This is a genomic window from Chthoniobacterales bacterium, assembly GCA_039930045.1.
Taxonomy (GTDB): domain Bacteria; phylum Verrucomicrobiota; class Verrucomicrobiia; order Chthoniobacterales; family DASVRZ01; genus DASVRZ01.
The window spans coordinates 40,530-54,763 of sequence record JBDSQB010000009.1 but is presented as its reverse complement, the minus strand read 5'-3'; the positions used below and the strand labels follow the sequence as shown (position 1 = coordinate 54,763).

Genomic DNA, 14,234 nt, shown 5'->3' with positions numbered 1-14,234 from the left:
TTCTCGGCGGGACGCCGAGAACTGCCCGCGAGACGCGGGCGCTCCCAAGGAAATCAGCGCAGCCAGTCGAGGCTGAGATTGGGCTGAATCTCCTCATCCAGATCGGAAAAAAGGCCACGCTCGAAATGTTTTTGCGCGACGTGGGCGATCATCGCCGCGTTATCGCCGCAATATTTTCCAGCGGCGATCCGGAGTTCCAATCCATTCTTGACGCAGGCGTGCGTCATCGCTTCGCGCAGACGGGAATTTCCCGCGACGCCTCCGCTGATTGCAATCAAACTCGACTGCGTTTTTTTGGCCGCAGCCAGAGCTTTGCCGACCAGAACCTCGATCACCGCCTCCTGAAATGACGCGCAAACGTCCGCCAGATCGTCGGGTTTCAGCTTCGGCAACAGATAGCGCACCGCCGTTTTCAGTCCGCTGAAACTGAATTGAAAATCTCCGCTCTTCAGCATCGAACGCGGGAAATCGAAGCGCTTCGGATCTCCGGTTTTCGCCACGCGATCAATCTCCGGCCCCCCCGGATACGGCAGTCCGAGCATCTTCGCCACTTTATCGAAAGCCTCGCCTGCGGCATCATCGACCGTGCGGCCGAGCAATCGGTAATCGCCTGCCCCACCCACCTCGACGAGCAGCGTGTGACCGCCGCTGACCACGAGCGAAAGATTCGGCAGCACGCCCGCCGGATTTCCGATGAACGGCGAGAGCAGATGACCCTCGATATGGTTGACGGCGAGATAGGGTTTGCCGGACCCGACGGCGAGACCCTTCGCGACCGACGAGCCGACGAGCAACGACGAAGCGAGCCCCGGACCCGACGTGGCGGCAAACGCATCGATGTCACTGACGGCCACTTTGGCTGATTCCAATGCAACTCGAATCAGCGGCTCGATTACTTCCAAATGACTGCGCGACGCCACCTCCGGCACGACGCCGCCATACGGACGATGGAGCAAAATCTGCGACGAAATCTCCGACGCCAGCACGCCTTTTTCCGCTGAATACAACGCGACTGCCGTCTCATCGCAGGAAGTCTCAATCGCCAGAATCATCGCCCGACTATTTCACACGTGCCGGAGCGGACACAGAGAAAATTACCCGGCATAGTTTCTTGTTTTCCGATCCGCCAAATTGATATTCACTGGCCGCAGATGAAGGTCTCCGATCTCCGCGGTATTTTGCAGTACGTTCCCCGTTTTCGGGAGCGGACTTTCGTGATTGCCATCGATGGCGAGGTGCTGGCGTCTCCCAATTTCCCCAATATTCTCCTCGATATCGCGGTCTTGCGTTCGTTGAACATCCGGGTCGTGCTGATTCACGGCGCGGCTTTTCAGATCGAGGCGGCGGGCCAGAAAGAGCACGTCGCGCTCTCCAATACCGATGGAACTGGGATCACGGACGACGCGACGCTGGAGATCGCGACTCACATTGCGATCAATCTCACCAACGAGATCATGCAGGGCCTGACCAATGTCGATCTGCGGGCGGCTTACGCGAACACCGTGATCGCGCATCCGGCAGGCATTTTGGGCGGGGTGGACAACCAAAACACCGGCCGTGTCGAGCGCGTGGACGACCGTTGTTTGGAGCTGTTTTTGAATGAGGGAATCGTTCCGGTGATTCCGCCGCTCGGGTTCGATGGCGAGGGCCGCACGTTCCGGGTGAACTCCGACGCCATAGCCTTGGAAGTCGCCGAGGCGCTGCACGCGGCGAAGATTATTTTCATTTCGGCTCACCCGGACGTGGTGATCGACGGGCGTTTCGTGGCGCAGCTTTCCGTGCCGGAGACGGAGGATCTTCTCAAAAAGCACCGCGCCAAACTGCCCGTCGGCACGGCGTCCAAGCTCGACCACGCCGCCCGCGCCTGCCGGTTGGGCATTCCGCGAGTGCATTTGATCAACGGCAATCTGAATGAGGCGTTGTTGACCGAGGTTTTCTCCAATGAAGGCGTCGGGACGATGATTTTCTCAAACGACTACCAGCAGATTCGGCGCATTTACAAAAAGGACGTGCGTGGCGTGATGAATCTCATCCGCGAGTCGGTCGATAACGAGGAATTGATCCATCGCACGCGGGCCGACATCGTCGCGCGAATCGAGGATTATTGGGTGCTGGAAATCGACCGTCGGCTTGTCGGCTGCGTGGCGCTTCATGCCTTTCCCGAGGAATCGAAGGCCGAACTGGCCTGTCTCTACGTCGCGAAAGGCGCGGAGAATCAAGGGCACGGCAAAAAGCTGATGGCCTTTGTCGAGAACCTGGCGCGTGAGCGGAGTTTCAATGAAATCTTCGCGCTTTCGACCCGTGCATTTGCCTATTTGCACCAGAAAGGCGGCTTCGTGGAGACGTCCGCCGACGTGCTGCCCGCCAGCCGACGCGAGAAATACGACGCGAGCGGTCGCAATAGCAAGGTGCTCGTCAAATCCATCTCGAAATAACTCATGCCGCGCATCCTCACCGGCATCCAGCCCTCAGGCACGTTGCACATCGGCAATTATCTCGGCGCCATGCGGCCCGCAATCGAATTGCAGGAGCGCGGCGACGCCTATTATTTCATTGCCGATTACCACGCGCTGACGACCGTGCGCGACCCGGCGCAGTTGCGGAGTTATGTGAAAAGCGTGGCGCTGGACTTTCTCGCCTGCGGTTTGGACCCGGAAAAAGCCTGCCTTTTCGTGCAGTCGGACGTGCCAGCGGTGACCGAGCTTTCCTGGATTTTGAGCACGGTGACGCCGATGTCGCTCTTAGAAAAGTGCCATTCCTACAAGGACAAAACGGCGCGCGGGATCGCGGCGGATCACGGGTTGTTTGCCTATCCGGTGCTGATGGCGGCGGATATTTTACTCTACGAGAGCGACCTCGTTCCCGTCGGGCGCGATCAAAAACAGCACGTGGAAGTGACCCGCGACATCGCGATCAAACTCAACGAACAATACGGCGCGACCTTCAAACTGCCGACACCGATCATTCGCGAGGAAGTCGCGACCGTGCCCGGACTCGACGGCCAAAAAATGAGCAAGAGCTACGGGAACACCATCGATTTGTTTCTGGAAGAAAAGGCGTTGCTCAAGAAAATCCGCCAGCTGCAGACGGATTCGACTCCGGTGGAATCGCCGAAGGATCCGGCGACTTCCAGCATCGTCGCGCTCTATCGTCACTTCGCCGCTGAGTCGGATGTAACTCGCATGGAAGCCGATTTTCGGGCGGGCGGAATTGGTTACGGTGAGTTCAAAAACCGGCTTTTCGAGGCGATCTGGACCCATTTCGCGCCGATGCGGGAACGCCGGGCCGAGTTACAATCCGATCCAACTCGTGTGGAGAAAATTCTCAGCGTAGGCAGCGAAAAGGCGCAGGCTGTGGCCTCAAAGACACTGCTCAAAGTCCGCTCTGCCGTGGGCTTGCAGCGGAGTTAAAGAGCGAGGTTGACATTGTTCATTTAGAATCTAAAACAAAGATTCAGCCCCAAAAAACACGTTTATGTCCGAATCAGAGTGGTCCGAAAGAAATGAATCCCGCGGTGGAAATGAGCGCGTGCACGATGCGCCGATCGCGAGCGAAAAAGTGATCATTGACCGCAAAGTTTTCTTTCTGGACCTCAAGGAAAACGCCCGCGGACGCTTTCTGAAAGTGACCGAAGACGTGAACGGACGCCGCGACACGATCATGATTCCGGCCCCGGCTTTCGAGGATTTTGCCGCCGCGCTCAACCGGCTGGTGGATTACGAGCGGACGCTGAATTAAGTCTAACTCGGTTTGCTCAGGCGCTGGCTTTCAGCGGCGCGTGTTCCATATTTTTCAACTCGGCAAAGGTCAGCCGACCGGCGTTCGTCTGGACAAAACTGCTGATGACAACATCGACCGTCTCGCCGATGAGATGACGGGCGTTGTTCACCACGACCATCGTTCCGTCGTTGCGGTAGCCGACCGCCTGATGGAAGTCGCGGCCTTCCTTGACCAGATGCAACTCCAACTCGTCTCCGGGCAAGTCCTTCATTTGCAAGGCTTTGGCCATTTCGTTGAGGTTGAGGACGTTGACTTTTTGCAGCCGTGCGACCTGGCAAAGTCCGCTGTCATTGGAAATAATGCGGGCTCCCAATATCTGCGCCAGCCGGATCAGTTCGCTGTCCACGTCGCCAATGGCTTGGGTATCCGTCTCGTGAATGGTGACGCCTACAATCTCCGAGAGCTGCATTTCCTGCAGTTTACTGAGACCGCGCCGACCACGCTCACGCTTGATTGAATCGCCGGAGTCGGCCATGCGCTGGAGTTCGTTGAGCACGAAACGCGGGACGATGAGTGGTCCGCGAATGAAGCCAGAGAGGCAAAGCTCGGTGATGCGACCGTCGATAACGATGTTGGTATCGACAAGAACGGGTTGTTCCTGGACCGATTGCTGCCGGAAGCGAACGTAGGGAATGATGAGGGAAAATTCGTCGCGATTGCTGCGGACGGCGAGCATCATTCCCATGTAACCGAAAAAGCAGTAGGCACCGAGATTGATCATCCAAGCGGTCCTTTCCGGCACATAATCGAGCACGCCGGACGCACGCAAAAGATGGGCGAAGACGCAACCGATGAGGAGCCCGAAAGTGGCCGATGAGAACGCCCGCAGCCGAATCCCGTCGAGCAGGCGGTCCACCAAAATCGTGATCAAACCCGCCACCATGCCGATGCAGGCCCCGATCCAGAGAGGGCCGCGACCGAGATCGATGCAGAGCCAGCCAATGCTGGTGGTGAAGGCCAGAAACAGCAGCCGCATCAGGTTGATCGTCCGGGAGGGTGTCATACCTGAGAATTTCCCGTGATAAAAAGCATACCTGTTCCTAAGCAGGAACGGTGCCGATGGAGGCCGCGGGCGTTATTCCCGCCGATAAAGAATTTACCGCCCGATTTAGCGGATGGTGATCTTCTGCGTCTTCGCTTTTTTCGTCATTTCCGCTGGGACGGAACCGACAAATTTCGGGTCCAGTCCGGCGCGGCGAAAGAGATCCTTCAGTTCCTGGAGATTCACCGTCGGCTGATCGAGATCCATGTAAACGACGTCGTGGTTTGCATCGATTTTGTAACGCAAGCCGACCAGCACTTCGAGCGCGTGCTCGAGTTCGAGGATTTTGTCGGGATCGCGGACGCCAGCCGCATAAACTTCAAGCTCGATCATAATAGGGGAGGGGTTCGAGTTAGTAATACATGCGACTGCAACCCGGGGTCAATCCCATAACGATGCAACTCGCGATGTGGCTTGGAGAAATTAAAAAATTCCGCGCTTGTGCTAGGCCCGGTCTGTTTGCTTAGTTTTGCAGATGAACGACACCACCTCCAAACCTGCGGACGCCCAATATCTCGACCGCAAAGATCCCATTGTCCGCGTCGAAGTGCCCGCTGGAGACATTTACCTAGAACTCTTCCCCGATGCCGCCCCGAAACACGTCGAGCGGATTCTTCTTCTCGCTGGCGAAGGCTTTTACGACGGCATCCAGTTCCATCGCATCGTGCCGAATTTCGTCGCCCAAGTCGGCGATCCAAAAACTAAAAATGGCGTCGATGTTCCCGGAGCCGGGTCGGGTGGTTCGACTTATCCCGACCTCCCGCTCGAGGTCAACAAAGCCTACAAAAACTCCCGCGGCTCCCTCGCTGCCGCCCGCACAAACGCCCCCAACTCGGCCAATAGCCAGTTTTACATCGTCCTCCAGGACGCGCCGCATCTCGACATGCAATACACCGTTTTTGGACGCGTCCTCGGCGAAGGCATGACCGTGGTGGACCAGATCAAGCGCGGCGACGCGATGAAGATGGTGATCGTTAAGAAATAAATTCGCATGTCTGCTGCCGCACCTTCCAAAATTCTCATTCTCGACTTTGGGTCGCAATACACTCAGGTCATCGCCCGCCGGGTGCGCGAATGCCAGGTTTACTCCGAAATCGTGCGGTTCGACACGCCCGCCGCCGTTCTCGCGCAGGCCGGAGCCAGCGGCATCATCCTTTCCGGCGGCCCGGCCAGCGTTTATGCCGAGAAAGCACCGCAACCCGACCCAGCGATTTTTTCCCTGGGCTTGCCCGTGCTCGGCATCTGCTACGGGATGCAGCTTTTGGCGCATCATCTCGGTGGTCGAGTGGAAAACTCCAGCCGCCGCGAGTTTGGCCCCGGCAAATTGAAAGTCCGCACCGCGTGCCCGCTTTTTCAAGGTCTGCCCGAGGAGATCGACGTCTGGAACAGCCACGGCGACAAAGTGACCCAGTTGCCATCCGGGTTTGAGTCGGTCGGCACCACGGAAAACTCGCCCTACGCCGTCGTCGAAGATGCCACCCGCAAGTTTTACGGACTGCAATTTCACCCCGAAGTCGTCCACACGCCGCGCGGGAGCGAGATCATTAAAAACTTCGTCCACACTATTTCCGGCGCGAAAAGCGACTGGACGATGGGCTCCTTCATCGAGCTGACCTGCGCCGAGATTCGGGCCAAAGTCGGCGATGCGCGTGTCATTCTCGGGCTCAGCGGGGGCGTCGATTCGTCCGTCGCGGCCGCGCTTTTGCACAAGGCCATCGGCGACCAGCTCACCTGCGTTTTTGTGAACAACGGCCTCATTCGCGCCAATGAAGCGGAGGCCGTCCAGAAACTTTTCGGCGAGAACTTCCACATGAAACTGGTCACCGTGGATGCCTCGGCCAGCTTCCTTGGCAAGCTCGCGGGCGTCACCGATCCAGAGAAAAAACGCAAGATCATCGGCAACGAATTTGTCCGCGTTTTCGAGCAGGCGACACGCGACTTAAAGTCCGCTCACGCCCCGGGCGACGAGTCGCAATACAAGTTTCTCGCCCAGGGCACGCTCTATCCCGACGTCATCGAAAGCGTCGCCATCGACGGCAATCCGGCGTCGCTTATCAAGAGCCATCACAACGTCGGCGGCCTGCCCGAGGACATGGATTTCCAGCTCATCGAACCGCTGCGCCAGCTCTTCAAGGACGAAGTTCGCAAGGTCGGACTCGAACTCGGCTTGCCAAAGGAAGTCGTCTTTCGCCAGCCGTTTCCCGGCCCCGGACTCGCCGTGCGCATTCTCGGCGAAATCACCGAGGAAAACCTCCGCGTCGTGCGCGAGGCCGACTCCATTGTTGTCGAGGAAATGAAAGCCTCCGAGTGGTATTACAAAGTCTGGCAATCCTTCGCCGTCCTCCTGCCCGTCCGCTCCGTCGGCGTGATGGGCGACGAGCGCACTTACGAAAACACCATCGCGCTGCGCATCGTCGAGAGCCAGGACGGCATGACCGCCGACTGGGTGCGGCTGCCCTACGACATTCTGGCCCGCATCAGCACGCGGATCATCAACGAAGTCAAAGGTGTCAACCGCGTGGTTTACGACATCAGCAGCAAGCCGCCCGCGACGATCGAGTGGGAGTAAAATTAGGAATTCCATAGTCGAATGGAATCGCTGATCGCCCGTGCGTTGTCTGAGCATCGGGTGACCGCGTCCAGCGTCTGGCTCAGGCGCGCGTTGTTAGTCTGGAACCTCACTCCGCCGCTGCTCGTCGGCCTGATCGGAGTCACACACTTATGGGTCTGGCTGTATGCGGTCGTGGCCCACGGGCTGTTGTTAGTCGCATTGCTTTATCCGCGTTCAACCATGTTAGGTCCGGTCCTAGCGCGGCTGCCGACGAGTGAGAAAATCGTCTGGCTCACCATCGACGACGGACCTTCCGCCGACACGGTGGAACTGGCGAAAATGTTAGAAGCGCAGGGCGTCTCCGCGACCTTCTTTTTGATGGGAAAAAAACTACCCTCATTCCCCGAGGCGCTCGCCGCATTGCAACGCCACGGGCACACCGCAGCCAGCCACACGCAAAACCACGACCTCGCCCGCTTCTGGATTTATCCGCGGTGGAAAGTCGCCCGCGAACTGGACGAGTTCGAATCGACTGCGAGTCGGATGCAACTCCCGTTGCTCCCGGCGTTTCGCTGTCCTGCGGGAATCAAAAATCCCTTTCTTCATGGTGTTTTGCGACGGAAAAAACTCACCCTCGTCGGCTGGAGCGTGCGCGCCTTCGATGGCCTGCGCTGCGACCCGGAGAAGAGCATGAAGCGCATTCTGACCGGACTGGAACCCGGTGCCATCCTGCTCGTGCACGAGGGAAAAACCGACGCCGCCGGCTCACCCGCCAGCGTGGAATTCATCCGCGAACTCGTGACGCAGATTCGGGCCGCAGGTTATCGTTTTGCCAGTTAGCGGCTGAAGACTGCGACCAGCGAACGCTGCGATCCGACGGTAAAAACGTAACTCGCCCGTGTGCTGATCGTGCGGCCATTTTCCGTCCATTTGCGGAACCGGCGATGCGCCCGTGGAATGGCTTTGACCGTGATGCGGCTGCCCGCGAGAATGGTGTTTCCGCCGCGAACGGAGCCATAGCTGGAGGGGCTGGCTCGAAGGGAAACGAGATACGATGGCGTCAACGCGCTGCCCACGAAAGTCGTGCTCACGTTTTGTCCATAAATGTCGGTTGCAGTGACCGTGATCGTAGCCTGGCCCGACGTGCTGCCGCTGGTGAGTTGCAGTCCATTGGAAGTGACCGTGGGAACCATCACACTCGGGTTGGACGACGTGGCCGTGAGTGTGAGGTAGCCAGAAATGGTGCTGTCGAGTTTGATCAATGGGACGCGGCGAACGGTCTCGAGAAGGAGCAAATTCGAGAGAAAGACCGTACCGCTCGTGTAGTTGAAAACCGGCAATGTGTTGAAAGGATCGTAGTTATTCGGGTCTTCTGAATTCGTCGGATCACCGGGGAAAAGATCGACCCTCGGCAATGCTGCGATGCTTTGGCAGAACCCCAGTCCGTTGCCAATCAAACGTCCGAAAACCGTAAACTTCTGATTGTCCGCATCGAGCCCGGTGTTATCCGCCAGGTTCACAAACCACTCGCTCGTGGCGCTGTTCAGATCGCCGTCCACTTTCGCCATCGCCATGGTGCCAGCGGTGTTTGAGATCGAAAATTCATTCGGCACCGGGTCGTATGTCGTCACATGCGGTAGATTGGTTACGCACTGATAACCCCCCGCCTGAATCACGAACCCCGGCTCGGAACGATGAATGATGGTGTTGTCGTAAACCTTGTTATCCGTGTAGCGCAGGAAATTGGCCACCGTCGCGGGAGCGGTCGTCGGAAACAGCTCGAGAAACATGTGGCCGCCAGAAAAAACAAACTCCACCAGCGGCCCGGTCACGCCAGTCAGTCCGAAGACATTCGACACATCCAGCGTCGTCGTGGCCCCTCCACGCATCAGACTTAAATCGGGCAAAGTGTTCGCCACGATCGGCTCATTGGCCGCGAACAAAGTGGAGCCCACCAGCCAGAGCACACAGACGAAACGGAGAAGCGAGGGGAATGTCACGCGCAAACCTGTAACACACCTTCCGCACGGTGCAAAATCTCCCTATCTTTGCCGGGCCGATTCCCATTAGACACGCTGCGGGCGCGACGCTTAGATTTACTCATGCTCACGCCCTGCCCGGTTTACATCGGGGGCGAATGGAGAAACCTCTCCGATCTCCCCACATCGCCCGTCTTCAACCCCTCGCGCGGCGAAGTCATCGCCGAAGTGCCGATGGGCGACGCGGCATTGGTCAACGAAGCCGTCGAAGCCGCCGCCGCCGCGTTCCCGAGCTGGATGGAGACCCCGCCGACCGAACGCGCCCGCATCTTTTTCCGCTTCAAGATTCTGCTCGAAGACCACTTCGACGCACTCGCCGCGCTCGTCACCCGCGAGCATGGCAAGACCGCCATCGAAGCCCGGGGCGACGTCCGGCGCGGGATCGAAATGGTCGAGTTTGCCTGCGGAGTTCCATCGTTATTGATGGGCGAAATCCTCGAAAACGTCGCGCGCGGCATCGATTGCGACGCCATCCGCCAGCCGCTCGGTGTCTGCGCCGGCATCACGCCCTTTAACTTCCCCGCGATGGTCCCGCTCTGGATGGTCCCCGTCGCGCTCGTTTGCGGCAATACCTACGTCCTCAAGCCCAGCGAAAAAGTCCCGCTCACCGCCATTCGACTTGGGGAGTTATTGGAGGAAGCCGGGCTGCCAGCGGGTGTCTTCAACATCGTCCACGGTGGCCGCGAAGTCGTCGATGCGCTGCTCGTTCACCCGAAAGTCCGCGCCATTTCCTTCGTCGGCTCCACGCCCGTCGCCCGCCATATCTATCTAACTGGAACGCAAAACGGCAAACGCGTCCAAGCCAACGGCGGCGCGAAAAACTATGTGCTCATCATGCCCGACGCCGACCTCGAGCCGAGCGTCAAAGGCGTCACCGAGGCTGCCTTCGGCTGCGCCGGAGAACGCTGCATGGCAGGCTCCACCGCCGTCGTCATCGGCGATGCGGCGAAACATTTCCTGCCCACGTTGATCGACGCCACGAAAGCGATCCAAGTCGGCCCGACCGACACTGCCAGCCAGCCTCAGATGGGCCCGGTCATTACCCAGGCGCACAAGGATCGGGTGGAATCTCTCATCGCCAGCGGCCTGCAACACGGCGCGAAGATCGCCGTCGATGGACGCGGCGTGCGAGTCGCCGACGCCCCGAAAGGCTTCTTCGTCGGCGCGACCATTCTCGATCATGTCGAGAGCACGATGGAAGTCGCCCGCGAAGAAATCTTCGGCCCCGTCCTCAACGTCATGCGGATGGACGACCTCGACGCCGCCATCGAGCTCACCAACCGCTCCGTCTTTGGCAACGGCGCGAGCATCTTCACCCGCTCGGGCAAAGCCGCGCGCGAATTCAAACACCGCGTCAAAGCCGGGATGGTCGGCATCAACATCGGCGTGCCCGCGAGCATGGCGTGGTTCCCCTTCAACGGCTGGGACGACTCCTTTTTCGGCGACTTGCACATGCAGGGGAGGGAAGGCGTGCAATTCTTCACCCAACTCAAAGTCACCACCAGCCGCTGGTTCAGCTACGGCGAAGGCAACATCTGGGCGGAGAAATAAGCTCAGGCAGCGATGTCGCAATAGGCCGCTTGCGAACGTGGCTCGGGAACCGGATAACCGGCCAGACGCAGCCCTTCGACGTGAAATTCGATGGCATCGTGCATCTCCCGCTCCACTTCCTCGCGGCTGGCACCCGTGGCTACACAACCCGGAAGATCGGGAGAATAAGCGGAAAACCCCGTGTCGGTGCCTTCAATGATGATGAGGTAGTGCTTCATTTGAGACCTGCTTGTTTGAGAATACTATTTTGCGTGCCCGGCGCAAGATCATCGCCCGGCTTGCCTGGCACAGTGACCAGACCCGGTTTGGCACGATGTTTATATTGCCGATGGCTGCCCCGCGTCCGATCCAGATACCAGCCATCGTCTTCGATGAGCTTTAGAATCTGACGGACTTTCACAGCCCCAGTCTTTCTGCCGCGCTCGATACGTCAAGCTCCACGCTATTAAGCATAATGGTGGTCTGCGGCACCCTCGGCTTTGATAAATTCTTCCGCGTCGAGCCAGTTCTGGAGATAGGGTCTGCACAATAGATAATCTTCGCGCGACATGAGCGAAAGAATGAACTGCCAATCCTCCTCGGAGCGCTCATCAAACAAATGTTCGGCAAAGCAAACTCCAGCGGCGGCTTGGAGATCTTCGCTGTCTGAGTGCAACTCTGTTCCCAAGGCGCGGAGAACGAACTGGAGATACTTCCCTGCACGATTTCTGGCTCCCTCCTCAAGGGCCTCTTCAAACCGAGAAAACATCCAGATGAAGTATTGATAACAGGCATCTCCCTCATCGGGAATGGATAGCAAATCGTCCAGTTCAGGAAAGCACCCCAAAGCGGCCTGCCTCCAATTTTGTGATTTCTTGGATGGATTCATCTCCACATGAAACGCACCCTCGCCTACACCGGCGCGAGCAACGTCAGCGTGCGGACGCTGCCGGTGGTGGTACCGTTGGCGTTCTTCGTTCGGGTGCGCAATTTTACCACCGCACCCACGGCAAAGGGCCCCAGGGCGTTGCCGCTCGGGTCGGCCACCACATTGTTGCCAAACTCGGCCCCGGCTCCCTCCACCAACCACTCGAGGGTGTTCGTAAGGTCGGCATCGAAGCTGGCGTTGTCGTAGCTCACCAGCACTTGCAGGCCATTCGCGCCGCCTTGGAGGAGCTTGCGGATGCCGAGCGTGGCGGGCTGGTTGGTATCGTCGGTCTGGATTTGCGAAAGAGCCGCCGCCAAGGCCTCGTTGTCGCGCGCCTCGGCAACGAGTTTGCTGTAGAAACGCTTGTTCAGCCGGTCGAGTGCCCGCGCGGCCAGGCGCAGGTCGCCGCGCGCTTTCGTGACTTACGCGCCCTCGGTTTCCACGTTTTGCTCCAGGTCGGGCTGGGCATCGAGGGCAGCGGTGAGCTCGGGCAGGCCGCGTCCGCCGCTGGTAATGGCGTTGCGCGGCGGCACCAAGCCGGTCAGATAAGGATCGATCTCGAGCAGCGCCGCCTTGGTTTTCTGCGCGCGTTGCGTGGCGGCCTCGGTGGTGTTGGGATTGATGGAATAGACGGCATCGAGGAGGTTGAGGAGTTTCGCCTCGGCGGGCACCTCTTCGTCGAGTTCGCCGGTGGCCGACTGTGGGAGCGCGAGACTGAGCTTGCGCAGGAGGTTAAACCCCGCCGCCTCGGCATTCACGGCCCCGTCGTAATCCGCCAGACGGCTGTCGCGGGTGAGCGCCAGCCCGTTGAGGGCATTGCTTTGCGTGGTGAGATCGGCCGCAGTCACGAGGCCGACCTGCATCGTGGGCACATGGGCATTGATGACGGCGACGGTTTGCTGCGTGCGATTTTGAATGGCTTGATGGTATTCCATGGGTCGTAGTGTGTGGTGATGGCTGCGTTTAATTGCCCGGCAGAAGCTCCGGGAAAGGGTGCGGGGTGGCGGGGACGTTTTGCGGATGCGAAAAGCCGCGCCCTGCCGTTGAAAAGGGTCCGTGGGCTGGGGAAAAACGACTCATCGCAGACAAAAAGCCGCTGAACGATGGCTGGGCGACCTTTCGGAAGCGCGCGCCGACGCTGAACGCGGGCGCTCCGACGTTGACCACCCACGATCCGACATTGATCTGGCGCAAACCGACAGTGATCCGGCGCGAACCGACGATCACCGACCGCATGCCGACGCTGAACACCCTCCAACCGACGATCACCGGGTGGAAACCGACGTTGATGCGGCGCAAACCGACGTTTACAGACCCCAAACCGACGATGAGCGTTCGGATGACCAATTTTGCGCAAGTGCCTGGGAAGAGGCGAGTTGCAATGAAATCACCGTCCGGGGTGCATCCGCCCGACGCATCGACCACCGATGCGTCGTCCAATCCCGTGACTGCCGAAATGTTCCCGAGTTTCATAAGAAAACCGCCCGACGATGGAACTGGCTAAAGATTCCGTTGAATCTCGTCAAGCGTTCCGGCGAATTATTTTCGAGGGGTGTGATTTTTTTTTCGACGGTAGGTGTCAGCGATGCCGCTGGAGCCTGAGTTCCGCACTTGCCATTCCCTGCTTTGCTGGAGCACCTTGAACCCCATGCCGTTTCTCTCCAGCGTTTTTCAAAATGGACGCACCTCTTTCGCCTACAATATGTTAGGCATCATCACACGCTATGGCATACGACCGCGCTGATTGGCATTATGGAGGAGATTATCCAGAGGGCTTGCCTCCTGAGAACGGCGGCACGCATATCGGCATGTTTCTCGCATGGGCCATTACGAATGGCTTGGAGGGAGAGTTCCACCGACAGGAGTCACCCGCATCTCTCGCCGCCGTGCGTGCTCGCCAGATGACTGGACGGCAGTTCTTGTCCAAAGAGTGCGACGAGAAGTTCTGGGACGAGGACTTGAGCGACGAGGGAAATGCGTTCGCCAAATTTTACTACGATGGCACAGAGGGACAGGGCGGACTTTATTTCGAGGACTACGAGGCTGCTCTTGTCGGAGACTTGCCCAGCATGTATCACGTCGAGGACACATGGCAGAATTACGACAAGATTGCAGCAGTCGTCAGCCGGAGATTTGAAGAGTGGAAACGAAAAAGATGATGCCTAACCATGCGCTGCAGCGAACGGCTCCGGCTGCCATGCTGGCTGCTCCGCCGCCTTCGCCCGCGCAACCATCGCGCCAGCCTCACCGTCGCTGAGCTTGGGGTCGTTAGGCGACTAGCACACGTCTCCCGTGAAGGCTGCAATTACGAATACAGAATCTCCCTTGTCCGAACTTCCAGTTCGAGGCACTGCGGGACGGATT

At 58.7% G+C, this 14,234-nt stretch carries 18 protein-coding genes; 8 read left to right on the top strand and 10 right to left on the bottom strand.

Annotated features, from left to right (window positions below; genetic code table 11):
• Positions 1-53: 53 nt before the first annotated feature.
• Positions 54-1,052, bottom strand: coding sequence for a tRNA (adenosine(37)-N6)-threonylcarbamoyltransferase complex transferase subunit TsaD (gene tsaD / locus ABIT76_07355; protein MEO7932957.1), 999 nt, complete (start codon positions 1,050-1,052; stop codon positions 54-56).
• A 99-nt stretch (positions 1,053-1,151) separates the two neighbouring features.
• Here tsaD and argA point away from each other — a divergent pair, with 99 nt between their 5' ends.
• The 3 genes from argA (at position 1,152) to ABIT76_07340 (ending at position 3,738) form a co-directional block, all read left to right on the top strand.
• Positions 1,152-2,435, top strand: a complete 1,284-nt coding sequence (gene argA / locus ABIT76_07350) for an amino-acid N-acetyltransferase (GenBank protein ID MEO7932956.1) — start codon at positions 1,152-1,154, stop codon at positions 2,433-2,435.
• Positions 2,436-2,438: 3 nt separating this feature from the next.
• Positions 2,439-3,410: a tryptophan--tRNA ligase gene (gene trpS, locus ABIT76_07345; GenBank protein ID MEO7932955.1), complete on the top strand. Its 972-nt coding sequence runs from the start codon at positions 2,439-2,441 to the stop codon at positions 3,408-3,410.
• A gap of 64 nt (positions 3,411-3,474) precedes the next feature.
• A complete protein-coding gene (locus ABIT76_07340) occupies positions 3,475-3,738 on the top strand; it encodes a DNA-binding protein (protein MEO7932954.1) in 264 nt (87 codons plus the stop codon).
• A 16-nt stretch (positions 3,739-3,754) separates the two neighbouring features.
• On the opposite strand, the gene ABIT76_07335 is transcribed toward ABIT76_07340, so the two are convergent.
• The gene (locus ABIT76_07335) at positions 3,755-4,783 is read right to left on the bottom strand and encodes a hypothetical protein (GenBank protein ID MEO7932953.1); all 1,029 of its coding nucleotides are present in this window, start codon (positions 4,781-4,783) and stop codon (positions 3,755-3,757) included.
• A gap of 105 nt (positions 4,784-4,888) precedes the next feature.
• The gene (locus ABIT76_07330; GenBank protein MEO7932952.1) at positions 4,889-5,155 is read right to left on the bottom strand and encodes a hypothetical protein; all 267 of its coding nucleotides are present in this window, start codon (positions 5,153-5,155) and stop codon (positions 4,889-4,891) included.
• A 142-nt stretch (positions 5,156-5,297) separates the two neighbouring features.
• On the opposite strand from ABIT76_07330, the gene ABIT76_07325 reads away from it, so the two are divergent.
• Genes ABIT76_07325 through ABIT76_07315 form a run of 3 tightly spaced genes read left to right on the top strand, consistent with a single transcriptional unit; the run spans position 5,298 to position 8,213 of the window.
• On the top strand, positions 5,298-5,807 hold the full coding sequence (locus ABIT76_07325) for a peptidylprolyl isomerase (GenBank protein ID MEO7932951.1): 510 nt from the start codon (positions 5,298-5,300) through the stop codon (positions 5,805-5,807).
• A 6-nt stretch (positions 5,808-5,813) separates the two neighbouring features.
• Positions 5,814-7,391: a glutamine-hydrolyzing GMP synthase gene (gene guaA / locus ABIT76_07320; protein ID MEO7932950.1), complete on the top strand. Its 1,578-nt coding sequence runs from the start codon at positions 5,814-5,816 to the stop codon at positions 7,389-7,391.
• A 21-nt stretch (positions 7,392-7,412) separates the two neighbouring features.
• Positions 7,413-8,213 carry a polysaccharide deacetylase family protein gene (locus ABIT76_07315; GenBank protein MEO7932949.1) on the top strand — a complete coding sequence of 267 codons (801 nt, stop codon included), beginning with the start codon at positions 7,413-7,415 and terminating at the stop codon, positions 8,211-8,213.
• Here the strand turns inward: ABIT76_07315 and ABIT76_07310 are convergent.
• Complete coding sequence (locus ABIT76_07310) at positions 8,210-9,373, bottom strand: peptidylprolyl isomerase (GenBank protein MEO7932948.1); 1,164 nt, start codon at positions 9,371-9,373, stop codon at positions 8,210-8,212. The two genes, ABIT76_07315 and ABIT76_07310, sit on opposite strands and share 4 nt — an antisense overlap.
• A gap of 102 nt (positions 9,374-9,475) precedes the next feature.
• Between ABIT76_07310 and ABIT76_07305 the strand changes: the two genes are divergently transcribed.
• Complete coding sequence (locus ABIT76_07305) at positions 9,476-10,963, top strand: CoA-acylating methylmalonate-semialdehyde dehydrogenase (GenBank protein ID MEO7932947.1); 1,488 nt, start codon at positions 9,476-9,478, stop codon at positions 10,961-10,963.
• Between the two features lie 2 nt (positions 10,964-10,965).
• On the opposite strand, the gene ABIT76_07300 is transcribed toward ABIT76_07305, so the two are convergent.
• From ABIT76_07300 to ABIT76_07275, 6 genes are all read right to left on the bottom strand, one after another.
• The gene (locus tag ABIT76_07300) at positions 10,966-11,181 is read right to left on the bottom strand and encodes a type II toxin-antitoxin system HicB family antitoxin (protein ID MEO7932946.1); all 216 of its coding nucleotides are present in this window, start codon (positions 11,179-11,181) and stop codon (positions 10,966-10,968) included.
• Positions 11,178-11,363, bottom strand: a complete 186-nt coding sequence (locus ABIT76_07295) for a type II toxin-antitoxin system HicA family toxin (GenBank protein MEO7932945.1) — start codon at positions 11,361-11,363, stop codon at positions 11,178-11,180. Before ABIT76_07295 ends, ABIT76_07300 begins: the two co-directional genes overlap by 4 nt.
• A gap of 45 nt (positions 11,364-11,408) precedes the next feature.
• A complete protein-coding gene (locus ABIT76_07290) occupies positions 11,409-11,831 on the bottom strand; it encodes a hypothetical protein (protein MEO7932944.1) in 423 nt (140 codons plus the stop codon).
• A gap of 23 nt (positions 11,832-11,854) precedes the next feature.
• Positions 11,855-12,187 (bottom strand): hypothetical protein, encoded by a 333-nt coding sequence (locus ABIT76_07285; GenBank protein ID MEO7932943.1) that lies wholly within the window; start codon positions 12,185-12,187, stop codon positions 11,855-11,857.
• 105 nt (positions 12,188-12,292) lie between these two features.
• Positions 12,293-12,805, bottom strand: a complete 513-nt coding sequence (locus tag ABIT76_07280; GenBank protein ID MEO7932942.1) for a hypothetical protein — start codon at positions 12,803-12,805, stop codon at positions 12,293-12,295.
• A 28-nt stretch (positions 12,806-12,833) separates the two neighbouring features.
• Positions 12,834-13,343: a hypothetical protein gene (locus ABIT76_07275; GenBank protein MEO7932941.1), complete on the bottom strand. Its 510-nt coding sequence runs from the start codon at positions 13,341-13,343 to the stop codon at positions 12,834-12,836.
• A gap of 251 nt (positions 13,344-13,594) precedes the next feature.
• Here ABIT76_07275 and ABIT76_07270 point away from each other — a divergent pair, with 251 nt between their 5' ends.
• Positions 13,595-14,029 (top strand): hypothetical protein, encoded by a 435-nt coding sequence (locus ABIT76_07270; GenBank protein MEO7932940.1) that lies wholly within the window; start codon positions 13,595-13,597, stop codon positions 14,027-14,029.
• Positions 14,030-14,234 lie beyond the last annotated feature (205 nt).